This is a genomic window from Pseudomonas sp. A214, assembly GCF_900156295.1.
Taxonomy (GTDB): Bacteria; Pseudomonadota; Gammaproteobacteria; order Pseudomonadales; family Pseudomonadaceae; genus Aquipseudomonas; species Aquipseudomonas rhizophila.
Window position 1 is genome coordinate 2481930 of sequence record NZ_LT707062.1, and the last position, 25654, is coordinate 2507583.

General features: G+C 61.7%; 24 protein-coding genes. 14 read left to right on the forward strand and 10 right to left on the reverse strand.

Translation table 11 applies throughout. The annotated features are described in order from the left end of the window. Positions 1–15 precede the first annotated feature (15 nt). Entirely contained in the window at positions 16–744 is a 729-nt protein-coding gene (locus BW979_RS11195) for a dienelactone hydrolase family protein (protein WP_047230333.1), read from the forward strand. Between the two features lie 160 nt (positions 745–904). On the opposite strand, the gene BW979_RS11200 is transcribed toward BW979_RS11195, so the two are convergent. Beyond that, positions 905–1765, reverse strand: a complete 861-nt coding sequence (locus tag BW979_RS11200) for a pirin family protein (RefSeq protein WP_047230334.1) — start codon at positions 1763–1765, stop codon at positions 905–907. Positions 1766–1898: 133 nt separating this feature from the next. Between BW979_RS11200 and BW979_RS11205 the strand changes: the two genes are divergently transcribed. Together BW979_RS11205 and BW979_RS11210 are read left to right on the forward strand one after the other, a co-directional pair. Beyond that, on the forward strand, positions 1899–2909 hold the full coding sequence (locus BW979_RS11205; protein ID WP_047230335.1) for an amidohydrolase family protein: 1011 nt from the start codon (positions 1899–1901) through the stop codon (positions 2907–2909). A gap of 151 nt (positions 2910–3060) precedes the next feature. Further along, a complete protein-coding gene (locus tag BW979_RS11210; protein ID WP_047230336.1) occupies positions 3061–3525 on the forward strand; it encodes a DUF3859 domain-containing protein in 465 nt (154 codons plus the stop codon). Positions 3526–3713: 188 nt separating this feature from the next. Here the strand turns inward: BW979_RS11210 and fabB are convergent, their stop codons facing one another. The 5 genes from fabB to BW979_RS11235 form a co-directional block, all read right to left on the reverse strand. Then, positions 3714–4934 (reverse strand): beta-ketoacyl-ACP synthase I, encoded by a 1221-nt coding sequence (gene fabB, locus BW979_RS11215; protein ID WP_047230337.1) that lies wholly within the window; start codon positions 4932–4934, stop codon positions 3714–3716. Between the two features lie 11 nt (positions 4935–4945). After that, positions 4946–5461, reverse strand: a complete 516-nt coding sequence (gene fabA, locus BW979_RS11220) for a 3-hydroxyacyl-[acyl-carrier-protein] dehydratase FabA (protein ID WP_047230338.1) — start codon at positions 5459–5461, stop codon at positions 4946–4948. Positions 5462–5709: 248 nt separating this feature from the next. After that, entirely contained in the window at positions 5710–7617 is a 1908-nt protein-coding gene (locus BW979_RS11225; RefSeq protein ID WP_076383815.1) for an ATP-binding protein, read from the reverse strand. Then, a complete protein-coding gene (locus BW979_RS11230; RefSeq protein ID WP_047230340.1) occupies positions 7614–8546 on the reverse strand; it encodes an ABC transporter substrate-binding protein in 933 nt (310 codons plus the stop codon). The genes BW979_RS11225 and BW979_RS11230 overlap by 4 nt, the downstream gene beginning before the upstream one ends. Continuing rightward, positions 8547–10670: a TonB-dependent receptor plug domain-containing protein gene (locus BW979_RS11235; protein ID WP_076386574.1), complete on the reverse strand. Its 2124-nt coding sequence runs from the start codon at positions 10668–10670 to the stop codon at positions 8547–8549. It lies immediately after the preceding gene. Positions 10671–10869: 199 nt separating this feature from the next. On the opposite strand from BW979_RS11235, the gene BW979_RS11240 reads away from it, so the two are divergent. The 8 genes from BW979_RS11240 to BW979_RS11275 all read left to right on the forward strand — a co-directional run bounded on the left by BW979_RS11240 (position 10870) and on the right by BW979_RS11275 (position 17187). Continuing rightward, positions 10870–11895 carry an NAD(P)H-dependent glycerol-3-phosphate dehydrogenase gene (locus BW979_RS11240; RefSeq protein WP_047230341.1) on the forward strand — a complete coding sequence of 342 codons (1026 nt, stop codon included), beginning with the start codon at positions 10870–10872 and terminating at the stop codon, positions 11893–11895. Between the two features lie 30 nt (positions 11896–11925). Continuing rightward, on the forward strand, positions 11926–12273 hold the full coding sequence (locus tag BW979_RS11245; RefSeq protein ID WP_047230342.1) for a DUF4389 domain-containing protein: 348 nt from the start codon (positions 11926–11928) through the stop codon (positions 12271–12273). Beyond that, positions 12270–12722, forward strand: a complete 453-nt coding sequence (gene sixA, locus BW979_RS11250) for a phosphohistidine phosphatase SixA (protein ID WP_047230343.1) — start codon at positions 12270–12272, stop codon at positions 12720–12722. The genes BW979_RS11245 and sixA overlap by 4 nt, the downstream gene beginning before the upstream one ends. Positions 12723–12776: 54 nt before the next feature. Next, entirely contained in the window at positions 12777–13220 is a 444-nt protein-coding gene (locus BW979_RS11255; protein WP_047230344.1) for a hotdog fold thioesterase, read from the forward strand. Between the two features lie 274 nt (positions 13221–13494). After that, the gene (locus BW979_RS11260) at positions 13495–14289 is read left to right on the forward strand and encodes an alpha/beta fold hydrolase (RefSeq protein WP_076383816.1); all 795 of its coding nucleotides are present in this window, start codon (positions 13495–13497) and stop codon (positions 14287–14289) included. Further along, complete coding sequence (locus BW979_RS11265; RefSeq protein ID WP_047230346.1) at positions 14286–15137, forward strand: alpha/beta hydrolase; 852 nt, start codon at positions 14286–14288, stop codon at positions 15135–15137. Before BW979_RS11260 ends, BW979_RS11265 begins: the two co-directional genes overlap by 4 nt. A gap of 143 nt (positions 15138–15280) precedes the next feature. Then, positions 15281–16087: a DUF4892 domain-containing protein gene (locus BW979_RS11270; protein ID WP_076386576.1), complete on the forward strand. Its 807-nt coding sequence runs from the start codon at positions 15281–15283 to the stop codon at positions 16085–16087. A gap of 62 nt (positions 16088–16149) precedes the next feature. Beyond that, positions 16150–17187, forward strand: a complete 1038-nt coding sequence (locus tag BW979_RS11275; RefSeq protein ID WP_047230347.1) for an AI-2E family transporter — start codon at positions 16150–16152, stop codon at positions 17185–17187. 117 nt (positions 17188–17304) lie between these two features. On the opposite strand, the gene xopAW is transcribed toward BW979_RS11275, so the two are convergent. The 3 genes from xopAW to BW979_RS11290 form a co-directional block, all read right to left on the reverse strand. After that, positions 17305–18030, reverse strand: coding sequence for an EF-hand domain-containing protein (gene xopAW / locus BW979_RS11280; RefSeq protein WP_076383817.1), 726 nt, complete (start codon positions 18028–18030; stop codon positions 17305–17307). A gap of 145 nt (positions 18031–18175) precedes the next feature. Beyond that, on the reverse strand, positions 18176–19219 hold the full coding sequence (locus BW979_RS11285) for a sensor histidine kinase (protein WP_047230349.1): 1044 nt from the start codon (positions 19217–19219) through the stop codon (positions 18176–18178). After that, positions 19219–19977 (reverse strand): response regulator, encoded by a 759-nt coding sequence (locus tag BW979_RS11290; protein WP_047230350.1) that lies wholly within the window; start codon positions 19975–19977, stop codon positions 19219–19221. Before BW979_RS11290 ends, BW979_RS11285 begins: the two co-directional genes overlap by 1 nt. A 291-nt stretch (positions 19978–20268) precedes the next feature. On the opposite strand from BW979_RS11290, the gene pyrF reads away from it, so the two are divergent. Beyond that, positions 20269–20967, forward strand: coding sequence for an orotidine-5'-phosphate decarboxylase (gene pyrF, locus BW979_RS11295; RefSeq protein WP_160893102.1), 699 nt, complete (start codon positions 20269–20271; stop codon positions 20965–20967). A gap of 121 nt (positions 20968–21088) precedes the next feature. On the opposite strand, the gene BW979_RS11300 is transcribed toward pyrF, so the two are convergent. After that, the gene (locus BW979_RS11300) at positions 21089–22093 is read right to left on the reverse strand and encodes an NADP-dependent oxidoreductase (RefSeq protein WP_047230351.1); all 1005 of its coding nucleotides are present in this window, start codon (positions 22091–22093) and stop codon (positions 21089–21091) included. Positions 22094–22319: 226 nt separating this feature from the next. On the opposite strand from BW979_RS11300, the gene BW979_RS11305 reads away from it, so the two are divergent. Both BW979_RS11305 and BW979_RS11310 read left to right on the forward strand, forming a co-directional pair. Further along, on the forward strand, positions 22320–23081 hold the full coding sequence (locus BW979_RS11305; RefSeq protein WP_047230352.1) for an SDR family oxidoreductase: 762 nt from the start codon (positions 22320–22322) through the stop codon (positions 23079–23081). Between the two features lie 206 nt (positions 23082–23287). Further along, positions 23288–24685 (forward strand): aminotransferase-like domain-containing protein, encoded by a 1398-nt coding sequence (locus tag BW979_RS11310; protein ID WP_076383818.1) that lies wholly within the window; start codon positions 23288–23290, stop codon positions 24683–24685. The last annotated feature ends 969 nt before the right edge of the window (positions 24686–25654 follow it).

Below are 25654 nucleotides of genomic sequence, written 5' to 3' on the forward strand. Positions count from 1 at the left end.
CAAGAGGAGTCCGTCATGAGTCAGGTTACGGTTAGTTCGCTGGAGTATCAGATCGATGGTCGAACCTATGAGGGCCGCCTGGCCTTCGACGTTAGCCAGCAGGGCTCGCGCCCGGGTTTGCTGATGGCGCCCAATTGGATGGGCGTAGGGGCGGGGGCCGAGGAAATCGCCAGGTCAGTGGCGGCCAACGGCTATGTTGTGTTGATCGCCGATCTTTACGGCCAGGACGTGCGCCCGACCAATGCCGATGAAGCCGGGGCTGCGATGATGCCGCTCAAGAATGATCGTGCCTTGTTGCGCAAGCGCATGCAGGCGGCATTCGAGCAGCTGCAAAGTCAGGGTGAGGCGCAGGTCGATGCGTCGAGACTTGCTACGTTCGGTTTCTGCTTCGGCGGCTGCTGCTCCCTGGAGCTAGCACGCACAGGCGCACCGTTGAAGGCCGCTATTTCGTTCCATGGCACCCTGGACACACCCAATCCGGCGGATGCGCAGAACATCAAGGGGGCGGTGCTGGTCATGCATGGCGCCTCGGACCCATTGGTGCCCAAGGAGCAACTGCCGGCTTTCGAAGACGAAATGAACGCCGCCGGGGTGGATTGGCAACTGCTGAGCTACGGTGGTGCGGTGCATTCGTTCACCGATCCACAGGCCAATGTCCCGGGCAAGATGATGTACGACGCCAAGGTTGCCGCACGGGCGTTCCGGTCGATGCATAATTTGCTGGATGAAGTGCTCAGGGGCTGAGATCGGGCCTGGTGCTGAATAGGCTGTCGCCTGCCAGACTGCTATCGCGAGCAGGCTCGCTCCCACATTTGACCGAGGTGTTCGCGCCATTTGCGAATGGCAACGGTCCAGTGTGGGAGCGAGCCTGCTCGCGATGGCGGCCTGTCAGACACCGCTGAATTCAGGGCAATTCGATCCGCTCACTTTCCCCCGGCACGGTCGGCCAGTCCCCGGCCGCCCAGCGCCGGCGGGCTTCGTCTATTCGCGCCGGATCACTGGAGACGAAATTCCAGTTGATCCGACGTGGCCCATCCAGCGGCGCGCCGCCGAACAGCACCGCATGGCAGTCGCTGTCGGCGAACAGTGTCATTTGTTCCCCGGCCGGGAGCACCACCAACGAGTGGGGCTCCAGCGGTTCACCGTCCAGCTGCGCCTCGCCGCTGAGCACATACAGTGCCCGCTCTTCATGCTCGGTGGGAATCAGCAGGGTCGTTGCGGTTTGCAGGTTCAGTTCGGCGTACAGGGTCGGGGACAGCGTCGGCACCGGTGATTCCAGGCAAAAACCCGACCCGGCGATCATCCGGATCTTTACCCCCAGGTTATCGCTGACCGGCAGGGTGTGCGCCGGATGATGGCTGTAGTGTCCAGGCCCCTGTTCGTGGGATTGGGGCGAGGCCAACCAGACTTGCAAGCCGTGCATGACGAAGTCGCTGCCCAGCAGTGATTCGGGCGTGCGCTCGACATGGGCGATGGCGCTGCCCGCGGTCATCCAGCTGACGTCCCCGGCGTCCACCACTTGATCGGAGCCAAGGCTGTCCTTGTGCTGGAGCTGCCCTTCGAACAGATAGGTGAGGGTCGACAACCCGATATGGGGATGCTGACGAATGTTCATGCCTTGACCGGCCTTGTAGGAGGTTTGCAGCATGTGGTCGAAAAAAACGAACGGTCCGACGCTGCGACACTTGGCGGACGGCAGCGGGCGAAGAATCGGCTGGCCTTCCACATCTTCTGCGCGTGGGCGAATGGTCAGGGGCGTGATCATGATGTCTTCCAGGTTGAGCAACGGATGGGCAAAGCATAACCCGCCGTGACAACTGACGGCACATGCGCCGTGAACCCGGACGCGACGGTCGGGGTCTATCCTGTTCATAACTTTCTGGAGTCCGCCCGTGCCCATGACCCGTCTGATCTTCGCCTGGCTGCTGGCCGTTTCGAGCAGTGGCGTCATGGCCCGCGAATATGCCTACAGCGATGCACACCTGCATTACGTCGATTTCTTTCAGGAAACCGCCGGCATGCCCGAGTTACTGAAGGCGATGGCCGACAATCGCATCGAGCATGTGATGATTTCAGGCATACCGGTGGCCAAGAAATGGCATGAGGATGAGCCCAAGCGCCCGCGTTACTACGCCGGTGACGATGCGGACGCCTATTGGTACAGCGCCACCGATGTAATTGTCGCGGCGGCGGTGAGCAAGTTGACCGCTGAACAACGCCAGCACTTTCATCCTTTTTTGTCCGGTTTCAACCCCAACGACAAAAACTCCGCCATGCACATCCAGCGCATGCTCGATCTGTATCCGGGTTTGTGGCAAGGCATTGGTGAGGTGTTCACCCGCCATGACGACCTGACGGCACTGACGTCGGGGGACACCCCGCGGGCCAACAACGAGGCCATGACGCGGATCTATCACCTGGCGGCGGAGAACGATCTGCCGGTGCTGCTGCACTCCAACATCACCTCCAAGCGTGAGAAAAACGCGCTGTATTTGCCGGAAATTGAAGAGCCGTTGCGCAACCATCCCCACACGCGGTTCATTTGGGCCCATGCCGGCACCAGCATGGAGATCCATCGTCACCAGACGCGGCTGGATTTTCTGTTGCCGACACTGACCCGGATGCTGGAGACCTATCCGAACCTGTACATCGACCTGTCCTGGAGCGTGCTCACGCCTTACCTGCTGGACGAGGCGGGCAAACCCCGCGAGGCGTGGCTCAAGCTGGTGGAGCGCTTCCCGGAGCGTTTTATGTTGGGGTCGGATGTAGTGGGGCGTTTCGACAATGTCGGTAAGGAATTACGCAGCTTCGATCCGTTCCTGGATGCGTTGCCGGAAGAGGTGGCGAAGAACGTAGCTCGGGATAATTTCCTGGCGGTGTTGTGTGGGAGCAAGGCTTGCCCGCAATGAAGGTATTGCAATTTCGCAATTGAGGGCGCCTGCAGCGCGAGCAAGCTTTGCTCCCACAGAAGCTCTCAGTGCACAAGGTGACCATCGCCTTGTCATCAGCCTGTCACCGCCGCGTCATACCCTCGCGCTCATCACAATCAAGGAGCGCACTATGCACCTCACCCGTTCAAGCGCACTGGTCGCGCTGTTGTCGGTCTGCGGCCTGGCCCAGGCGGAAGTCCGTGTCGAAGGCCCGGTGGAGTACGGTATCTTCGAAGGGCCCCAAGCCGAACTGCAATCAGGGGAGCGGGTTCTGCGCCGCAGCAACGAGCAGATCCGGCAGACTGAAAGTGTACCGGCCAAGCTGGGCACCAAGTTCGGTCTGCGCTACCGCTTGGCGGACAAGGTGGCTGACGACCAGCCATTGACCTTGTTGTATTTCACCCCAGGCATTCGCACCCCCGATGGCGTGCGCCACGATAAATTCGAAGTCACCCAGAAACTGGTGCCCGGTGCACCGCAGGATGTGATGGCCTACGAGTTCACCGAAAGCCACGAAGTGGTGCCGGGGGAGTGGCGGTTCATGGTGTTCCAGGGCGATCGATTGCTGGCGCAGCAACGGTTTGTCGTGCGCTGAATCTGTGAGAGCGAGCCTGCTCGCGATAGCAATCTGTCAGCCAACATAGATGTTGAATGTCAGGGCCTCATCGCGAGCAGGCTCGCTCCCACAAGGGAATTATCCACAGGGAATGTGGTGTGCAGAGCAGACAAAAAAAACGCCCCGAACCAGTCGGGGCGTTTTTGTGTGTGGCGTTGCGGCGGGGCTTACTTGCCCTGCCAGCGCTTCAATACCAGGGTGGCGTTGGTGCCGCCGAAGCCGAAGCTGTTGCTCATCACGGTGTCGATCTTGGCGTCTTCGCGAGTCTTGGTCAGGATCGGCAGGTCGGCCACTTCCGGGTCCAGTTCGTCGATGTTGGCCGAGCCGGCGATGAAGTTGCCTTCCATCATCAACATGCAGTAGATCGCTTCGTGAACGCCCGCGGCGCCCAGGGAGTGACCCGACAGGCTCTTGGTGGAGCTGATGGCCGGGGCGTTGGCACCGAACACTTCGCGCACGCCTTTCATTTCCGCAACGTCACCGACCGGGGTCGAAGTGCCGTGGGTGTTCAGGTAGTCGATGGGCGTGTCGACGGTGGACATGGCCATCTGCATGCAGCGGATGGCGCCTTCGCCGCTTGGGGCGACCATGTCATAGCCATCGGAAGTGGCGCCGTAGCCGACGATTTCCGCGTAGATTTTCGCGCCACGGGCCAGAGCGTGTTCCAGCTCCTCGACCACCACCATGCCGCCGCCGCCAGCAATGACGAAGCCGTCACGGTCGGCATCGTAGGCGCGGGAAGCTTTTTCCGGGGTGTCGTTGCGCTTGCTGGACAGGGCGCCCATGGCGTCGAACAGGAACGACTGGCTCCAGTGTTCTTCTTCACCACCGCCGGCGAACACGACGTCCTGCTTGCCCATCTGGATCTGCTCCATGGCGTTGCCGATGCAGTGCGCACTGGTGGCGCAGGCAGAGGCGATGGAGTAGTTCAGGCCCTTGATCTTGAACGGCGTGGCCAGGCAGGCGGAAACGGTGCTGCTCATGGTCCGAGTGACGCGGTACGGGCCGACACGCTTGACGCCTTTTTCGCGCAGGATGTCCAGCGCTTCCATCTGGTTCAAGGTCGAGGCACCACCGGAACCGGCGATCAGGCCGGTGCGCGGGTTGGACACCTGCTCTTCGGTCAGGCCGGAGTCAGCGATGGCGTCCTTCATGGCCAGGTAGGCGTAAGCCGCCGCATGGCCGACGAAACGGTAGATCTTGCGATCGATCAGCTCTTCGAGGGGAAGGTCAATGGAGCCGGAAACCTGGCTACGCAGACCCATTTCGGCATATTCCGGATTGAACCGGATGCCAGGGCGACTTGCACGCAGGTTAGCGGAGACGGTCTCTTTGTCATTGCCCAGGCACGAAACGATGCCCAGACCAGTGATAACGACGCGGCGCATGCGGATAACCCTTAGAAGTTGTCAGTGGAGGTGAAAACGCCGACCCGAAGGCCTTCGGCGGTGTAGATCTCGCGACCATCCACAGCCACTGAACCATCGGCAATGGCCATGTTCAGCTTGCCCTTGAGGACGCGTTTGATATGAATGTTATAGGTAATCTTCTTCGCGCTCGGCAGAACCTGACCGAAGAACTTCACTTCGCCCGAACCCAGGGCGCGACCGCGGCCTGGCAGGCCTTGCCAGCCGAGGAAGAAACCGACCAATTGCCACATGGCATCCAGGCCCAGGCAGCCCGGCATCACCGGATCACCTTCGAAGTGGCAGGCGAAAAACCACAGGTCAGGAGTGATGTCCAGCTCGGCGACCAATTCACCTTTGCCGTACTTGCCACCCTCTTCGCTGATATGGGTGATGCGATCCACCATCAGCATGTTCGGGGCGGGCAGTTGCGCGTTACCTGGGCCGAACAGCTCACCGCGACTGCAGCGCAGCAGGTCTTCCCGAGTAAAGGCGTTTTGTTTGGTCATGCGAGCTCCTCAATAGTCCCATGCGGCAGGGTGGGGCAAATCTTCCCGGCCGATCGAAGCGTTCATGCCTCGAATCGACAGCCTACTCATAGACTATTGCGTTGTAGTGAAAGTCACAGCACACGGGAAATGAATGTACACCTGTGCACTGAAATTTTTATTCAAGCCCCAATCGGGACTTGTTCGGGTGGTTAAGACTGCCGCACTTTCGCCTTTCACGCCAGTCGCAGATGGTCGAAACGCCTGCACTAACGCACCCAGCGCTGCAGAATTTGCTGCAGGTCAGCTCTTTTGAACGGTTTGGCCAGGTAATCGTTCATGCCCGCCGCGAGACAGGCTTCGCGATCGCCCTGTAGCGCATTGGCCGTCAGAGCGATGATGGGCACCTCGCCGCAGCCGGGTAACTGGCGGATCTGTCGCGTGGCTTCGTAGCCATCGATGATGGGCAATCGGCAATCCATCAGAATCGCCTCGAAAATCAGACTTTCGGCACTGCGGATGGCTTGGGCGCCGTCGGCGGCGATGCTGACGGTGAAGCCCAGGCTGCGCAGCATGGCTTCGATCACGGTCTGGTTCACCGGATTGTCTTCTACCAGCAGCACGTTGCGGCCCTCGCCATGACCGCTGCCGATGCCGTCGGGGAGCTTTGGCGCCAGGGCTATCGGTGCCTTTTTCGACAGGGCCAGAGGGATCTCCAGGGTAAACACCGACCCCTGGCCTTCTTCGCTCTGGGCGCGCAATGTGCCCCCCATGCGCTCAGCCAGGGTGCGGGCAATCGGCAGCCCCAGGCCGGTGCCACCGTAGCGCCGGGAAATCGAACTGTCGGCTTGCTGGAAGGCATCGAACATGCGCTCCAGGCTTTCGGTCGCGATCCCGATGCCACTGTCGCGCACCGTGCAGGTAAACCACAGGAGTTCGTGATCCAGTGCCTGCCACTGGCATTGCACGGTGACGCGGCCTTGTTCGGTGAATTTCAGGGCATTGCCGATCAGGTTGACCAGGATCTGCCGGATCCGCGTCGGGTCGCCTTGCACCTGCAAGGGCTGCATGTCATCAGGGATCAGCAGGTCCAGGCCCAGCTTGCGTTGCGCGGCGCTGTGCTGGAACGACTGGGCGCAACTGGCGACCAGCTCCGCCAGATTGAACGGGATGTGTTCCAGCTCCAGGGCCGAGCGTTCGATGCGCGAGAAGTCGAGGATGTCGTTGATGACTTTCAGCAGGTGCTCGGTGGATTCGCTGGCCAGCGCCGTGTACTCGAATTGCTCCTCCGTCATTTCGGTGGTTTCCAGCAGTTGCAGCATGCCCAGTACACCGTTCATGGGGGTGCGCAGTTCATGGCTCATCATCGCCAGGAATTCGGACTTGGCGCTGTTGGCCTTCTCCGCTTCTTCCCGGGTTTTGATCAGTTGCGCCATGGCCTGGTGCTGTTCACGGCTGGCTTGCTCGAGACCGTCGGCCAGATTGTTGATATGCCGCGACAAGGCCCCCAGTTCGGCATCGTCGACGATGGGCAGCGGCGTGCCGTAGTCGCCTTGCTGGATCGCCATGACTGCGTTGCCGATGTCGCGGATCGGCCGGGACAGGTTGGACGCCAGGCGACGCGCCACCAGGAAGGTGAACAGCAGGGCGAACAGCGCCAGGATCGCGGCCTTGAGGAGGATTTCCTGCTGCCGCTGGCTGAAGGCGTCACTGGACATGCCGACGATCACCCGGCCCAGGTAATCCTCATCGGGCGCCTCGATGGTCATGCTGTTGCCTTGCAGGAAATCATTGTTCAAGGCAATGCGCTGCAGGCGAACCGGCGCCTGGAAAACTTCGATCTGCTGGGAATGCTTGCGGCCTTGCGCGGGCTGCTCGACATACACCACAACCCGGTCCGTGCTGTCTTGAACCTCCAGAAAACGCACATGAGGCGTGGCCAGGGTGGCGGTGAGCAGATTTTCCAGCACCTCGTTATTGCCCGATATCACCCCATATTCCGTGGCCGGGGCCAGCTGGTTGGCGATCAACTGCCCGGTATGGTTGAGTTCCTGGCGCAGGTCCTGGATTCGCACGAAGGTAAAGAAGCTGATCAACAGCACCGTCAGCAGCAAGGCCGGGCCGAGGGCGATAAGCTGGGTGCGGGTATTGATGTCCCAGCGGCGACGCAAGGTCATGGGCGTTGTTCTCCTTCGGCCAGCTGTGCAGCGACGGATTCGGCGTCAATCGGCTCGATCCCCAGTGAGCGGGCGACCTGCTGGTTGCTCAGGACTTTGAAGCGGGCCGGATACAGGGTGCGGGGCCAGGTGGCGGCGGGGCGGTCCAGCAAATCGTCGAGAATTGCCAGCCAGTCCTCCTGGTCGCTGTAGGTGCTGGCCAGGCTGCCGGCCTTGACGAAAGCGGCGTTGGGCCCGATCAGCGCACGTTGCCGGGCGTAGCTGCTGAGCAACAGATTCTTTACCGTCTTGGGGTTGTACAGATCGGGGTCGTCGAGCCCCAGCAGCACATCGCTGCGGCCCAACAGCTTTTGCAGAGGGCGACTGTCACTGGTGTCGTCCCAGCGTTCACTCACGATCTCCAGCCCCAACGGCGTCGCTGCCTGGCGGATTTCCTTGAGCAGGAACTCGCTGTGCCCGTCGAACAGCACGCCGACCCTGCGCATTTGCGGAAGGATCGCGCTAATCAGGCGCAATTGCCGCGTCAGCGGCGGATCGCTCCACAACAAGCTCAGGTGATCGGGTGTTGTCTCGCCCAGGCGATCCCTGGCTTGTTGGCGGCTGATTCGCAGTACCAGGGTGGCGGGCCCGTGGGTTTCCTGCAGGCGCCAGTCAAGGCTGGGCAGGTCAAGCAAGATCAGGCGGACATTGCGGGGCAGTTTGCCGGGCGCCGGCAGGCTGGCCAGCGGAGTAAACCTGACGTTATCCTCGGGGCGCAGGGCCTTCAGGGCCTGGGTGAATGACTGAGCGCCAGGGCTGTTATGGGCACCGGTCAATAGAATGTCGGCGGCGCGGGCCTCGATCGTTGCCAGCCAGCCTGCAAACACCAGGCACAGCGCCAGCGGCAGGCGGCCACGAAAGGGCGTCTTGCGCGATTGACCCCGGAACATCTAGAACGACAACTCCGCAGTGAAATACAGGACGTGACGGGAGTCGTAGTGGTTGTCGACAAACGTAGTGGGCTGGTTGTCGAGACGCTGCTGCAGGATGCCCGCCAGTTCCAGGTTGGCCTTGCCCAAAGAAATGCGTTTGGCCAGGCGGGTGTCGACTCGTTCAAAGCGATAGCCGTTAAGGTCGTCGGCGCCATAATAGAACACCGCACTGTTCCAGCCTCGGCCCCAGTCCCGCAGCCAGCCGGCCGAACCGCTATTGCGGGCGGTCGGCTGTTCGTCGAGAGCATTGCTGGCCAGCGCATCGACGTAGGCATAGGTCAGGCGCAGGCGGTCGGCGCTGGTGATGCGCCAGTCGAACTGGGTTTCGGCCCCGGAAAACTGTGATTCATTGGTGTTGCTGGCAATGTACTGATTGTTGCGCAGGGGTTCGCTGATCATGCCGGTGATTTCGTCATGGAACAGCTTCACATCGACGCTCAGCCCCAGGTTCATGAAATAACCGTTGTAGCCCAGTTCCCGGGAGCGCATGTGCTCCTGGTCCAGGTTTCCCGGCCCTCGGGTCTGGACAAAATAACGGGCACTGCTCTGGCCGAAGGCGGTGGGCTTGAGGTTGGTGACCTGATAACTCCAATTGACATTGTTCTCGAACATGTCCGGCGAGCGCACCGCCTCGGAGTACACCGCCCGCAGGCCATGGCGTGGTGTGATCAGGTAGTTGACCGCCACCCGCGGCGTCAGCGAGCTGCCGGTCAGGTGGGTGTCTTCGAACATCGCACCGCCCTGTACCAGCCAATGTTCGCTGGCCCGCCACTCCAGTTGGCCGAACAGGCGCCAAGTGGTGTCGTCCAGCGTGCCGTTGAAGTACGTCTCGGAGTCGGCCCGGTCGTAGCGATAGTTTGCCCCGGTGACCAGTCGCAGGCTGTCGGACAGGCTCAGGGTGTCCTGGATTTCCAGGTCGTAGCGCGACTCACGGGCGCTCTGGTCGATATCGCCGCACAAGGTTTGCGAGGCGCCGTTGCGCCATTGATCGAGCACCTGATTGGCCAGCGCCTGTTCTTGCGGGGTGCCGGGCGGCGCACCGGTGCCGGTGAAGCTGGGAATATTGCGCGCCAGCTTCTCGGCGTAGTTAGGGTTGAGCAACCACAGATCGGTCAACTGCGGGCTGAAGGAGACCTCGGCATCGCAGGCGCGCCAGGTCTGCTGGCGATCCCAATGCTGGAGCGAGCCTTGTACATAAAGGCTGTGGTTGGGGTTCAGGTCCAGGTTCCAGCGCAGCGAACCGGCGTAGTCCTTGGCGACGACATCGGAGTTATCCCCGGCGGCCGTAATCCCGGCGAACACTGGACGGTAGGTATAAGGCCGCTGATTGGTCCCGTCCTTGGCGTTCAGTTGCCAGTCGATGCTCTGCTGTTCGTTCAGGGTCTGGCTGACGGACAGGTTGAAACGGTTCAAGCGTCGACTGTCGCGGTAATCGGCGCCGGTGCGGTTGCTGTCAAAGCCGTCGTCTTCCTGGCCGGACAGTGACAGCCGCAGGTCACCGCTCTCCCAACCGCTGCCCTGGCTGGCGTACCAGTCGCTGATGCCACGCTGGCCTCGGGTGATTTTCAGGCGGGTGCCGTGGCTGTCGGCCGGAGCGCGGGTGATGATATTGACCACCGCCATCAGTGCATTGGCGCCGTAGCTGACGGTGTTGGGGCCGCGGAAAACTTCGATCCGCTCGATGTCTTCCATGGCCACTGGAATATCGCTCCAGTCCACCGTGGCCAGGCCGGCGCGATACACCGAACGGCCATCGATCAGCACCTGCATGCGCCGCGCTTCGGTGGCGTTGGTGCCGTGGTAGTTCACGGCGGCCTGGTTCCCGCTGATATTGCCGACCATCATGCCCGGCACCAGGCGCAGCAGTTCGCTGATGTCCCGGGCGCCACTGGCCTTGATCAATTCGCTGTCCAGCACGGTCATGCTGCCGGGGACCGCCGCCGGCGATTGTTTCAGGCGCGTGGCCGTCAACACTTGGGGCAGGGGCTGACTGTCGACGAACAAGTCGTCGGCCAGCACTGGCGGGCTGATGAACAGCGCCAATACGAGCGACGAACCTGAACGGGAAGGGCCAACGAACACGGCACAGCCTTTGATTAGGGAAAGGATGGCCGGCATGTTAACCGAGGTGAGTGACTTTTCCATTCACGTTGACAGCATTTTCCTAGGAATTGATGGTCAGCTTCCTACAACTGCCGGTAATTGTAGTCGGGGCTGGTCGCGGTGTGGCCGCTCCGTATAATGCCGGCATTGCCACTTGGTATGGATGAACGGATTGCATATGACTGAACAGCGCCCGATTGCGGTCCTGGGGGGCGGGAGTTTCGGTACCGCCGTGGCCAATCTGCTGGCCGAGAACGGCCACCCGGTGCGCCAATGGATGCGTGACCCGGAGCAGGCCGAGGCCATCCGGGTCAATCGCGAGAACCCGCGTTACCTCAAGGGCATCAAGATCCGCCCTGAAGTTGAACCGGTGACTGACTTGCAGGCCACCTTGCAGGACTGTGACCTGTTTTTCGTCGCCTTGCCGTCCAGCGCCCTGCGCTCGGTCCTGGCGCCCCATGCCGAACGCTTGAGCGGCAAATTGCTGGTGAGCCTGACCAAGGGGATCGAAGCCCAGACCTTCAAGCTGATGAGCGAGATTCTCGAAGAAATCGCCCCAAAGGCTCGAATCGGTGTGATTTCCGGGCCGAACCTGGCGCGCGAGATCGCCGAGCACGCGCTGACCGCCACCGTAGTCGCCAGTGAAGACGAAGAACTGTGCCAGCGGGTCCAGGCCGCGCTGCATGGGCGAACCTTCCGGGTCTACGCCAGTGCCGACCGTTTCGGTGTGGAACTGGGCGGGGCGCTGAAGAATGTCTATGCCATCATCGCCGGCATGGCGGTGGCGCTGGGCATGGGGGAGAACACCAAAAGCATGCTGATCACCCGGGCGCTGGCGGAAATGACCCGTTTTGCCGTCAGCCAGGGTGCCAATCCGATGACCTTCCTGGGGTTGGCCGGGGTCGGCGATTTGATCGTCACCTGTTCCTCGCCTAAAAGCCGCAACTACCAGGTCGGTTTCGCGCTCGGTCAGGGGTTGAGCCTGGACGAGGCTGTGTCGCGCCTGGGTGAAGTGGCCGAAGGAGTGAATACGCTCAAGGTGCTCAAGGCCAAGTCTCAGGAGTCCGGGGTCTACATGCCACTGGTCGCGGGGCTGCATGCGATTCTGTTCGAAGGGCGCACGCTGGAGCAGGTGATCGAACTGTTGATGCGTGGCGAGCCCAAGACCGACGTCGATTTCATTTCCACCAGTGGCTTCAACTGAGCCTCTATTGATCAGAAGCGGGAGCAAACCATGAGCGATCCAAAAGAGCAGGCCCGATACGAGTCCATCCTGCTGCGTGTGTTGTGGATGGTGATTTACCTGCTGGTCTGGCAGGTGGCGCAGTTCATCCTGGGCGCGGTGGTATTGGTGCAACTGATCTACCGGCTGATCTATGGCGCGCCCAGTGCCAGCCTGATGAACTTTGGTGACAGCCTGAGCCAGTTCCTGGCGCAGATCGGCCGTTTCGGCACCTTCCACAGCGACCAGAAACCCTGGCCATTCGCTGACTGGCCCACCCCGCGCACGCCGGAAGGTGAAGCGCCGCACGTGGTGGCGCCGGCTCCGCATCCGGTCCGGGACGAGGAGCCCAAGCTATGAAATTGTGGGTATTGCGTCATGGGGAAGCCGAGCCATACGGTGCCCGTCCCGACCCTGAGCGGGCGCTGACCGCTCACGGTCGCGAAGAAGCACTGCGCAGTGCCGCCGCGCTGATCGGCCAGCCGCTGAGCGCCATTTATGCCAGCCCGTACTTGCGCGCCCAACAGACCGCCCAACTGGTGCGCGAAGCCTTGGGCTTCGCGCCTGAGTTGATCACTGTTGATTGGCTCACGCCGGAAACCCGCCCGCAAAAAGTCCTGGAACAGCTGGTTGATCAGGGCGACGTGCTGCTGGTCAGCCATAACCCGCTGGTGGGCAGCCTGCTGGGCTTTCTGCAACACGGTCACCTGCAACAACCCGAACAGGTTAAAACGGCTGGCCTGGCCGAGCTGGAGGGTGACCTGCCGCTGGCCGGGGCGATGCAGCTCAAGGGCATTCAGCATCCCTGAGAGGTCTCTGGTCGCAGGGTTGAGCACAACAAAAAACATAAAGGAAGGACAACGATGAGTCTGTGGCGCACCACCCCCAACATCGAGCAACTGAACGCCGCCGGTAAAAACACCATCAGCGAAGTGCTGGACATTCGTTTCGAATCTTTCGACGACGAGTCCCTGACCGCCAGCATGGTGGTCGATCACCGCACCCACCAGCCATTCGGCCTGTTGCATGGCGGTGCATCGGTGGTGCTGGCTGAAACGGTCGGGTCCATGGCGGCCTATCTGTGCGTGGACACCAGCAAGTTCTATTGCGTGGGCCTGGAGATCAATGCCAACCACTTGCGTGCTGTGCGCAGCGGTCGGGTGACGGCCACGGCCCGGATGGTCCATCTGGGCCGCACCACCCAGGTCTGGGATATCCGCCTGACCAACGACGAAGGCAAAGTCAACTGCGTGTCGCGCCTGACCATGGCCGTGGTGCCGCTGGGTGAACAGCCGCCGGCGCGTTGACGCTCTAGCTGGACGCAATCCTGCGGTGAGGGATCTTCTGTGGGAGTAAGGCTTGCCCACGATGGTGTCGACGCGCAACACCTGATCCACCCCAGCGCCTGCATCGCGGGCAAGCCTTGCTCCCACACGTCTCCTTCGCCACATGGGGCAGTGCTTACAGCTAGATAGCCCCATAGCCCAAGCCCGACTGTCATCATTGCTGTCAGTTACGGTCATTGCCGCGCCACCGGGATGTGCGGACAATCGGTTCCAGTTTCCCCATGGATCCACTGTCATGTCGCAACAGGTGTTTTTCGCCCACGCCAATGGTTTTCCCTCGGCCACTTACGGCAAGCTGTTCGCCGCGCTGGCGCCGCAGTACGAGGTCGCGCATCTGGAATTGCACGGCCATGACCCGCGTTTTCCGGCAGACGATAACTGGCACAACCTGGTGGACGAGCTCATCCATCACCTGGAACAACAACCTGAACCGGTGTGGGGCGTCGGCCATTCCCTGGGTGGCGTTCTGCATCTGCATGCCGCATTGCGCTGTCCACAGTTATATCGTGGCGTGGTAATGCTCGATTCGCCCGTGCTGACCCGCGCCGATCAGTGGGTGATCCTGGCCGCCAAGCGCCTGGGGTTCATCGATCGTCTGACTCCAGCGGGACGGACGTTGGGCCGGCGTGAAGAGTTCGCAGACCTGAAGTCGGCCCGGCAGTATTTTTCCGCCAAGACGCTGTTCCGCGGGTTTGACCCGGAATGCTTCGACGCCTACCTGCAACATGGCTTGCAGCAAGTCGGCGACCGCTTGCGGCTGCGCTTCGATCCGGCCACGGAGATCAGCATTTACCGCGGCGTGCCGCACACCAGTCCCGGCCGGGCCCGTATGCTCAAAGTGCCGTTGGCGGTGGTGCGCGGCCGGCAGAGTCGCGTGGTGATGCGCCATCACACCCGTTCGGTGGGTCGAATGCCCCATGGCGAATCCCTGAGCATGCCCGGCAGCCATATGTTTCCCCTGGAACGTCCGCAGGACACGGCCAGGTTGCTCAAGGATCTCTTTCAGCGCTGGGAAGGGCGCAGCTTATGAGTGGGGTTGAAGAAGTCCGTCTGAGCCTGCCCCACATTGAACTGGCGGCCCACCTGTTCGGGCCGGAGGATGGCCGGCCGGTGATCGCCTTGCACGGTTGGCTGGACAATGCGAACAGCTTCGCCCGGCTGGCTCCACGGCTTGAGGGCCTGCGGGTCATTGCACTGGACATGGCCGGTCACGGTCACTCCGGGCATCGCCCACCCGGTGCTGGCTATGCCCTGTGGGACTATGCCCATGATGTGCTGCAAGTCGCCGAACAACTGGGCCTGGCGCGTTTCGCCCTGCTGGGGCATTCCATGGGCGCCATCGTCTCGCTGGTGCTCGCCGGAGCCTTGCCCGACCGGGTCACGCACCTGGGGCTGATCGACGGGGTGATCCCTCCCACGGACAAAGGCGACAACGCCGCCGAGCGCATGGGCATGGCCCTGCAGGCGCAGCTGGATTTGCAACAAAAACGAAAACCGGTCTACAAAACCCTCGACCGGGCCATTGAGGCCCGCATGAAAGGCCTGGTGGCGGTCAGTCGCGAAGCCGCCGAATTGCTGGCCCAGCGCGGCCTGATGCCGGTGCCGGGAGGGTACACCTGGCGCACCGACAATCGCCTGACCTTGCCATCGCCGCTTCGCCTGACCGATGAGCAGGCCATGGCCTTCGTGGCGCGGGTCGCTTGCCCCGCGCATCTGGTGGTGGCTGCTGACGGCATGCTTGCCCGACACCCCGAGTTGCTGGAGCGTCTACCCTTCAGTCATGAACGGTTGCCCGGCGGTCATCATTTGCACCTGAACGACGAGGCTGGCGCCGCGCTTGTAGCAGACTGTTTCAATCGGTTCTTCACCGTTTCTTGACTTGCGCCTGGCAACTGTCGAGGCTGGGCGGGTTGAAAAAGGGAGACAACCATGACAGATCTCTGTTTAGCGGCCTCGCAGTGCATCGATGACACCGGCCTCACCCCAGAGACCCAGGCCATGCCGATCCGATGAAATTATCCATTCATTCACTCGCCTTGCTTACGCTGGCCTGCTTCAGCCCGGCATCGTTTGCCGCCGATGTTCCCGGCAGCCGGGACCTGGAGCGGGTGCCCCGCATGCCCGACGCGCAAATTGTCGATTACCGGCAAACCACTGACCTGGAGCGGATTTATCCCCTGGGTTCGATCCGCAAGATCAGCGGCCAGTTGCGCTTCGATGGGCAGGTCGATGCCCGTGGCAACACCACGTCGGTGACTTACGAACTGCCGCCGGAACACTCCGCCACCCAGGCCTTCACCGCCGCCCGCGAAGCCTTGCAGAAGCAGGACGCGCAACTGTTGTTCTGGTGCCAGGCCCGTGATTGCGGCGAAAGCAGCCTGTGGGCCAACGAAGTGTTCGGCAATGCCAAGCTCTATGGTGCCGATAACGGTCAGTCTTATCTGCTGCTGCGCCTGGCGCCGCCCGCGGACAACACGCTGATTGCGCTGTATGGCATTACTCGCGGCAATCGCAAGGCTTACCTGCATGTCGAGCAGTTCGAGGCAAACGCCTCGCTGGGGAACCTGCTGCCCACATCGGCCACGCTGTTGCGCCAGCTCAAGGACACCGGCGTGCTGGACTTGCCGCGTCTGGTCGGCGAACCGGACGAAACCTGGTTGCGCCTGCTATCCCGGGCGCTGAACCTGGACACGGGTCTTCGAGTCACTGTCGCCGGACCCCAGGCCGAGGCCTGGCGGCAAGCATTGATCGATCAGGGGGTCCGGGCGGCGCGAATGGAGGCCGCCAGGGGCGATGCGGCGGGCCTGCATCTTGAGCTGCTGCGTTAAGCTGTTTCGGGTGACGTGCTTCACGCCGTCAGCCCGGCCCTGTTTTTATTTCGAGACCTGACATGCTCAATAACGATCGGCTGTTGGTGCAGATCCTGCTCCTGGTGTTGTTCGGTGCAAGCTTCTGGGTGATGGCTCCGTTCTGGTCGGCGCTGTTCTGGGGCGCGGTGCTGGCGTTTGCCAGTTGGCCGCTGATGCGCCTGTTGACCCGCTGGGTCAATGGTCGTGAGTCGCTGGCGGCGGCTTTGCTGACCGTGGGCTGGATGGTGCTGGTGGCGGTGCCGCTGGTGTGGCTGGGCTTCAACCTGGCTGATCATGTACGCGACGCCACGGCATTTATCAAGAACGTGCAGGTCGATGGCCTGCCTGATCCCCCGGTATGGCTGGCGGGCTTACCGCTGGTGGGTGGGCGGTTGGTGGGCATCTGGAACAGCATCGATCAGCAAGGTGCAGCCATGATGGTGTCCGTCAGGCCGTACCTGGGTCAGGTCGGCAACTGGCTGCTGGCTCGCAGTGCCCAAATCGGCGGTGGCATTCTCGAACTGACCCTGAGCATTGTGTTCGTGTTCTTTTTTTACCGTGACGGCCCGCGCCTGGCGGTGTTCGTGCACGGGTTGCTGGAGCGTCTGATCGGCGACCGTGCCGGTTACTACATCGAACTGGTGGCCGGTACGGTGCAGCGTGTGGTCAACGGCGTGATCGGCACCGCGGCGGCCCAGGCGGTGCTGGCGCTGATTGGTTTCCTGATCGCTGGCGTACCGGGGGCATTGGTGCTGGGCATCGTCACCTTCCTGCTCAGCCTGATTCCCATGGGGCCGCCCCTGGTCTGGATCCCCGCCACGGCGTGGCTGGTGTGGAAGGGAGAATACGGGATGGCGGTGTTCCTGGGGATCTGGGGCACCTTCATCATCAGCGGTGTGGACAACGTGCTCAAACCCTACCTGATCAGCCGTGGCGGAAACCTGCCGTTGGTGATCGTATTGCTGGGGGTGTTCGGTGGCTTGATTGCCTTCGGCTTCATCGGACTGTTCATTGGCCCGACCCTGCTGGCGGTGGCCTACAGCTTGCTGACGGACTGGAGCAAGAGCCAGGCGCGATAACCCCACTCCTGAGACCAGCACCAACCTTTTTGTAGTGAGGGGATAGATCCCCTCGCCACCAATGGGCTTCGATCCAGCAGGCAAGCCTGGCTCTGAAAAACCAGGCTTGCCGGTCAATCACGTCGCCACGTTCAGGTATTTCCCCACGGGGGCGACATCATCCAGCGAGTATTGTCGACTGAGGTTGGCGATCATCCTGTTCAGCGCTTCACTGACATTGGTCTGGTCGGTGGAGCTGTCGCTGGTGCGGTTGGCCTGTACCGCGCTGGTCAGTTCGCTGGTGCCGGTGTTGCTCTGACCATCGGCATCGAGCTGGCTGAACAACGCCTCACTGGAGGCCTGTTGTGGCGGTGGCGGGGGGAGGCTGGCGGCGAGTTCGTCGAGGCTGACGGTACCGTCTTCATTCTCGTCCAGAGCCGAGAACAGTTCCTGGCTGTCGGCAGCGCTGCCGGCGCTCGCCAGACCATTGCTCAGCTCCTCGCTACTGACCTCGCCATCACCGTCGGCGTCCAGGGCGCTGAGCAGCGCATCGGCCAGTTCAGTCGTCGGCGCCTGGTCCCGTGGCGGCGGAGGCGGTGGCGCCATCGCGGCTATCTCATCACTGCTCAGGTCACCGCTGCTGTCGCTGTCCAGGTCGCTGAAATTGTCGCTCAGGCTGACCAGGATGCCGTCGTCACTCTTCTGCGACAGGGCCGTGCTCAATTCTTCCTGATCGACCGAGCCGTCGGCGTTGCTGTCGAGTTTGCTGAGCAGCTCCTTTTGAAACTGCTGGCTGCGGGCACTGCTGGTCGCGGTACTGCTGGTGCTGGTATAGGGCGAGTAACTGCTGACGCTACCGATCATGGGCGCTCTCCTTGGGCTGGAATGCCGGTGGGTGCACCGGCTTATGCAGCGTCGGCGGGGCAGTTGTCGTGGGTGTGTGGAGTTTGTACCGGCGGGTGTACAAACTCAGCTCCCGGCGCGGCTCCCACATGGGATTGAGGTTGTTTCAGGCGCGGGGCAAGCGGATCACTGCCGTCAATCCACCCCCTGGCGTTTCTTCCAGGCTCAATTGCCCGCCCAAGCGTTCGGCGGCTTCCCTGGCGATGGTCATGCCCAGGCCGACACCGCCGGAGTTGCGGTTGCGTGAGCCTTCCAGGCGATAGAAGGGCTCGAACACTGCTTCGCGTTTATCCGCCGCAATCCCGGGGCCGTGGTCAATCACCCGAATCACTACCTGGTCGCGCTGGTCTTGCAGCGTAATCAACGCATGGCCGGCGTAGCGCAAGGCATTGTCCATGAGGTTGTTGATACACGAGCGCAACGCCATCGGCTGCACCTGTAACGGCGCGCAACCACCGCTGGCTTGCACGTCGGCACCCTGGTCCTGGGCGTTTTCGCTCAGCGATTCCACCAACGCCTGCACGTCCATCCATTGCAGCGCTTCGCTGGTGCGCTGCTCGTGCAGGTAGGTGAGGGTGGCGTCGAGCATGCCAATCATATCGTTCAGGTCCTGACGCATCTGGCCCTGCAGCTTGATGTCATCGATCTGTTCCAGGCGCAGCTTGAGCCGTGAAAGCGGAGTGCGCAGGTCATGGGATACCGCACCGAGCATGCGCGAACGCTGCTGCACCTGCTCGCGAATTCGCTGTTGCATGAGGTTGAACGTATGGGCAGCCTGGCGGGCCTCCCGAGGGCCGGTTTCTTCCAACGGTGGGCTGTCGAGGTTTTCGCTCAGGCGTTCGGCGGCATCGCTCAGGCGCTGGATTGGCCGGGTCAGCAGTTTGGCGCCGTACCAGGCGGCGACGATCAGGCACACAAACTGAAACGTCAGCGGTACCACCGGCCCACCGAACCATGGGCGCGCAGGGCGGTTGGGTGGGGGTCCCGTGGGCCCAGGGTGCTGGCCTTGCCGGGAAAATTCGGGGGGTGGCCCCAAAGGCGGTTTGTCGTATTGAGAAAACCAGGCAAAGGCCAACAGGTGCGCCAGGACGATCGCCAGTAACAGCACGCCAAACAGGCGGCCGAACAAGGTGTCGAGGCGCAAGCGCATCAGCCGATGTCCCGGGCGTCGAACAGGTAGCCTTCGCCGCGCACGGTCTTGATCAGTTGCGGCGCCTTGGGGTCGTCACCCAGCTTTTGGCGCAGGCGCGACACCAGCAGATCGATGCTGCGGTCGAACGCCTCGATGGAGCGCCCACGGGCGGCGTCCAGCAACTGTTCGCGGCTCAGTACCCGGCGCGGTCGTTCGATGAATACCCACAACAGCCGGAACTCGGCGTTGGACAGCGGCACCACCAGCCCGTCGGCGGAGATCAACTGGCGCAGTACGCTGTTGAGTCGCCAGTTATCGAAGCGAATATTGGCCCGTTGCTCGGTGCGGTCGTCGCGTACCCGGCGCAGGATCGTCTGGATCCGCGCCACCAGTTCCCTGGGTTCGAACGGCTTGGCCATGTAATCGTCGGCGCCCAGTTCCAGGCCGATGATGCGGTCGGTGGGCTCGCACCGGGCGGTGAGCATCAGGATCGGGATGTCCGATTCGGCGCGCAGCCAGCGACACAATTGCAAGCCGTCTTCGCCCGGCAGCATCAGGTCGAGCACAACCACGTCGAAATGCTCGGCCTGCATCGCCCGGCGCATGGCCGCGCCATCGTTCACGCCGCTGGCGCGTATGTTGAAACGGGCCAGGTAGTCGATCAGCAGCTCGCGGATCGGCACATCGTCATCGACGATCAACGCCCGGGTACTCCAGCGCTTGTCATCGTCGGGCGCTTTTTGATCGTCAGAATTTGCAACAGGGGTGTTCTGCATGGGTGCATCATCTGCCAGATAGGCTGCCAACCGCAAAGAAGGCGGCGAGGTTGAGGCTTCAGCATAGGCTTCGTGCCGCTAGGCGTGAAGCGCTGAAAGGACGGGGGTGCGGCGCCAGACGGTAGCGTGCCGGCGTGTTGTGCGCGTGTCATGAGTGTATCGACTTCGACACAAAGGCCGGCATCGTCCATGCTGTCCGGGCGCGATGAGGATTTACCGATCATCGGGTCCCGCACGGGCGCTGGTTCCGCTACAATGCGCGCCGATTTCGACTTGCCTGAGAGCCCACTCATGTCCGCCTGCCAGACGCCCATCATCGTTGCCTTGGATTTCCCTACCCGTGACGCCGCCCTGAAGCTGGCCGACCAGTTGGACCCCAAGCTGTGCCGGGTCAAAGTCGGCAAGGAGCTGTTCACCAGTTGCGCTTCGGAAATTGTCGGGACCCTGCGTGACAAGGGTTTTGAAGTATTCCTGGATTTGAAATTCCACGATATTCCCAATACCACCGCCATGGCCGTCAAGGCGGCCGCCGAAATGGGGGTGTGGATGGTCAACGTGCATTGCTCCGGCGGCCTGCGCATGATGGCGGCCTGCCGTGAAGTGCTGGATCAGCGCAGCGGGCCGAAGCCGTTGCTGATCGGCGTGACCGTGCTGACCAGCATGGAGCGCGAGGACTTGGCCGGTATCGGCCTGGATATCGAGCCTCAGGAACAGGTGCTGCGCCTGGCGGCGCTGGCGCAGAAGGCTGGCCTGGACGGTCTGGTCTGCTCGGCCTTGGAGGCCAGCGCCCTGAAAGCGGCGCACCCGTCGCTGCAACTGGTGACCCCGGGGATTCGTCCGGCGGGCAGCGCCCAGGACGATCAACGCCGCATCCTGACCCCGCGTCAGGCACTGGATGCCGGTTCCGACTACCTGGTGATCGGCCGACCGATCAGCCAGGCGGCTGATCCGGCCAAGGCACTGGCGGCCGTAGTCGCCGAACTGGCCTGATCAGACCTGAAGATCCCTTGTGGGAGCGGGCTTGCTCGCGAAAGCGGTGTGTCAGTTGGCAAAAATGGCGCCTGACAATCCGCCTTCGCGAGCAAGCCCGCTCCCACAGGTGTTTTTGTGACTAGACCTTCAATACCAACTTCCCGAAATTCTCCCCACTGAACAATTTGGTCAGCGTCTCGGGGAATGTCTCCAGTCCTTCAACGATGTCTTCCTTGCTCTTGAGCTGCCCCTTGGCCATCCAGCCGGCCATTTCCTGCCCGGCGGCGGCGAACTGAGAGGCGTAGTCCATGACCACGAAGCCTTCCATGCGCGCCCGGTTGACCAGCAGCGACAGGTAGTTGGCCGGGCCTTTCACCGCTTCTTTGTTGTTGTACTGGCTGATGGCACCGCAGATCACTACGCGGGCCTTGAGGTTCAAACGGCTGAGCACCGCATCGAGGATGTCGCCGCCGACGTTATCGAAGTACACATCCACGCCTTTGGGGCATTCGCGCTTGAGACCGGCATGGACGTCTTCATTCTTGTAGTCGATGGCGCCATCGAAGCCCAGTTCATCGATCAGGAATTTGCATTTGTCGGCCCCGCCGGCGATGCCCACCACGCGGCAACCTTTGATCTTGGCGATCTGCCCGGCGATGCTGCCCACCGCACCGGCGGCACCCGAGAGCACTACTGTCTCGCCGGCCTTGGGCGCGCCCACGTCCAGCAGGGCGAAATAGGCGGTCATGCCGGTCATGCCCAATGCTGACAAGTAGCGCGGTAATGGCGCCAGTTTCGGATCGACCTTGTAGAAACCTCGCGGCTCGCCGAGGAAATAATCCTGCACCCCCAGCGCACCGTTGACGTAGTCACCGACCGCGAAGGCCGGGTTGTTCGAGGCGACTACCTGGCCTACGCCCAAGGCGCGCATCACTTCTCCAATGCCTACCGGCGGGATGTAAGACTTGCCTTCGTTCATCCAGCCGCGCATGGCCGGATCCAGGGACAGATATTCGTTCTTCACCAGAATCTGGCCGGCTGCCGGCTCGCCGACCGGTACTTGCTGATAGGTGAAAGTCTCGCGGGTCGCAGCGCCTACCGGGCGTTTGGCGAGCAGGAACTGGCGATTGGTCTGGGCAGTCATGGCTGGCACTCAAGATGAATGAAGCCTTGTTGATAGACCTTAGAAGCGTTTGTCGCAAGGTTTGCTGATGCAGCGAATGCAGTTCGATCGAACCCAGTGATAATGGCGCCGGGGCCGTTATCACTGGCGCCCATGAATACTCAAACGGTAATTGGATAGTGCTGCCGCATCGTCCGGACCTGTGACTAGACTGGCGTCATCTCCCGCACTCTTCGAGGATTTGACAATGAGCATGACGTTTTCCGGACAGGTCGCCGTGGTCACGGGCGCAGCCGCGGGCATTGGCCGTGCGACCGCCCAGGCATTCGCGGCAGAGGGCCTGAAAGTGGTGGCGGCCGACCTGGACGTGGCGGGTGGCGAGGGCACAGTGCAGTCGATTCGTGAGGCGGGCGGTGAAGCGCTGTTCGTGCGCTGCGACGTAACGCTGGAAAGCGACGTGCAGAACCTGATGAGCGAAGTAATCAATGCCTATGGCCGCCTGGATTACGCCTTCAATAACGCCGGGATCGAAATCGAAAAGGGCAAGCTGGCCGACGGCACCCTCGATGAGTTCGACGCCATCATGGGCGTCAATGTGAAGGGCGTCTGGCTGTGCATGAAGTATCAATTGCCTTTGCTGCTGGCCCAAGGGGGCGGTGCCATCGTCAATACCGCCTCGGTGGCGGGTCTGGGGGCGGCGCCGAAGATGAGCATTTATGCAGCGTCCAAGCACGCGGTGATCGGCCTGACCAAATCGGCGGCGATTGAATACGCCAAGAAGAAAATCCGCGTGAACGCGGTTTGCCCGGCGGTAATTGACACCGACATGTTCCGTCGTGCCTATGAAGCGGATCCGAAAAAAGGTGAGTTCGCCAACGCCATGCACCCGGTAGGACGCATCGGCAAGGTCGAGGAGATCGCCAGCGCGGTGCTGTATTTGTGCAGCGATGGCGCTGCATTCACCACCGGTCATTCATTGGCGGTGGACGGCGGCGTCACGGCTTTCTGAAGAACGTTGTATTTAGCGTGTAGGACTAGGCCCGCACTCGTTGTGGGCTTTTTCTTTGGGGGTTAAAAATGCCCCGTGTCAGCCCCTGAATGTGTTTCAAAGGGTGAGAATCGACCGTTTTGGCGACGTTGTCGTACATCGTCCAGAGACGGCCTGTGCTTAACTGTTTCCAGAGATAAAACAGTTGCTTAGGAGCTTGGTTACTCATGGAGTTGAGAATCGACCGGCAGGCCCTGGTGCCTGTCGTGCAGCAAATTGTCGACGCGCTGGCCGGCTGGATTCGACAGGATGCGGTGCAACCGGGAACCCGACTGCCCTCCATTCGCCAATTGGCCCGGGAGAATTTGCTCAGTCAGTCCAGTGTCAACGAGGCGTGTGAACGCCTGGTGGCCCAAGGGGTGTTGGCGGCGCGCCATGGTTCGGGTTTTTTTGTCGCGCCGCCTCCGTCGTCCAGCTACGAGCCCTCCGACAAAGACTGGCTGGAAGACACGCAGATCACCCAGGAAAGCGTGCCCCATAGTTCGCAGTGGGAACTGACGCTGGGCTGTGGCGGGCTGCCCGAGAGTTGGCGCGAAAGCGATGATCTGGGCTACGCGATCCGTCAGGTCACCCGCACCGATATGGCAGGGCTGTTCAGTTACAGTACGCCGATGGGGCTGCCCGCTCTGCGGGAGCAACTGTCCAGGCGCCTGAAACAATTCAATATCCACGCCGATAAAAACCTGATCCTGACCACCACGGGCGCGACCCACGGTCTGGACCTGATTGTGCGCACACTGCTTGAGCCTGGATGCTGCGTTGTGGTGGAGAGTCCGGGGTATTCGAAGCTGTTCGACCTGCTCAGGTTTCATGGCATCGACATGATCGAACTGCCCAGGACTCCGCGCGGCCCGGACGTCGATGCACTCCAATGTCTCTTGGCGACGCATCGGCCCAGCGCTCTGTTCGTCAACAGCGCCTGCCACAACCCGACCGGCAGCAGCCTGGCCCCGGTCGTGGCCCAGCAACTGCTGCAACTGGCGAAAAAGCACGCCATGTTGGTGGTCGAAGACGATGTCTATGCCGACTTCCAGAACTCAACCCGGACCCGACTGGCAGCGCTGGATACCGACGTGGTGTACGTGGGCAGCTTCTCGAAAACCCTGAGCAGCTCATTGCGAGTCGGTTTCGTCGTGGCCGGATCGTCTGTCATCGCACGCTTGAGGGACGTCAAGGGCATTACCAGCATGGGCAGTTCACGCTTCTGTGAGTCAGTGCTGGCCAATCTTCTGGCCAGCGGCGCCTATCGCAAACTGGTCCAGCGTCAGCGCCAGCGTTTGAGTGCCGACATGGCAGCGGTGTTGCAGGTGCTGGAGGATGCGGATTGGGAAGTCTTTGGCCGGCCGGCCGGCGGGCTGTTCATTTGGGCGCGTCCACCGTTATGCGACTACGCTGCATTGCAGCGCTTGGCCAAGCGGTTCGGTGTGGTGCTTTCTTCTCGTACAGCGTTCAGCCCGTCGGGTGCTGTCAGCGACTGGCTGCGGATCAACGTGGCCCACGCCTGCGATTCGAGGGCCCAGGCATTCTTCCGCGCGGCGGCTCTGGATCGACCTCAATTGTCCTGAAAACGACGGCGCTGTAGCTTTTTGCCATTATTCCGACGCCAGCATCTTGTGTTACAGGGCATCTCGTTGCGAATCTGCAATCAACACACACTGGCAGAGGACTGGGCGCAATGATTTCGGCCGTGCAAAGACGTTTTGCCAACCTGGGTATGGCAAAGAAACTGGGCCTGGGGTTTGTCCTGGTGCTGCTGCTTACCGCCGTGGTGGCGGCCATCGGTGTCTGGTCCCTGCAGACCATCAGCTATCGTTTCGATGGCCTGAAACAGATGTCATCCCTCAATAGCGGCTTGCTCAAGGTCCGTCTGCTTGAGCAGGAATACGCCTTGCGCTCGGACCCGAAAACGGTCGATGCCTTGCGGCTGGGCGTGGACGGACTGATTGCCCAGGCCAACGAGCTCAAGGCGCAATCGGCGGCCAACGTGCCGGTGATGAACGACGTGGAGCAAGCCTTGGCGGCTTATCGCAAGGCGTTCGACGAATTCGTCGAGTTGAGCCAGAGCAAGGATCTGGCACTGGAAATGGCCAGTTGGTCAGTGTCCAGCGTTGCCAATAACCTGGATGTGCTGCAAGCGGGCCTGGCAGATGATGGCGCTTATACCCTGAAAGAGTCCGAAGGCAAGGAGGGCGGCGAGTTCATCGAGCAAGCCAATCAGGTCAGCGAAGTGTCACGGTTGATGTTGCAGGCCATGAACGAAGCGCGGGTACGCCTGGATCAAAGCCGCAAAGGTTCTGAAGAGGGCGGGCAGGGCACTATCGAACAGGCCGAGCAAGCCATGAAGCAGGCCGAGGTGCTCAAGACCGCCGTCAAGGACCCGGGATACCAGACCGTGCTTAACGAAGTGGCCGGGCATATCGCTGGTTTCAACGAAAAACTCGCTGAATACACCGGCCTGCTGGCCCAGGAGAAAATCGTCTACCAGCAACTGCACGAGCGTGCCTCCCAGGTAGTGGAGCGGGTTGACCAGGCTT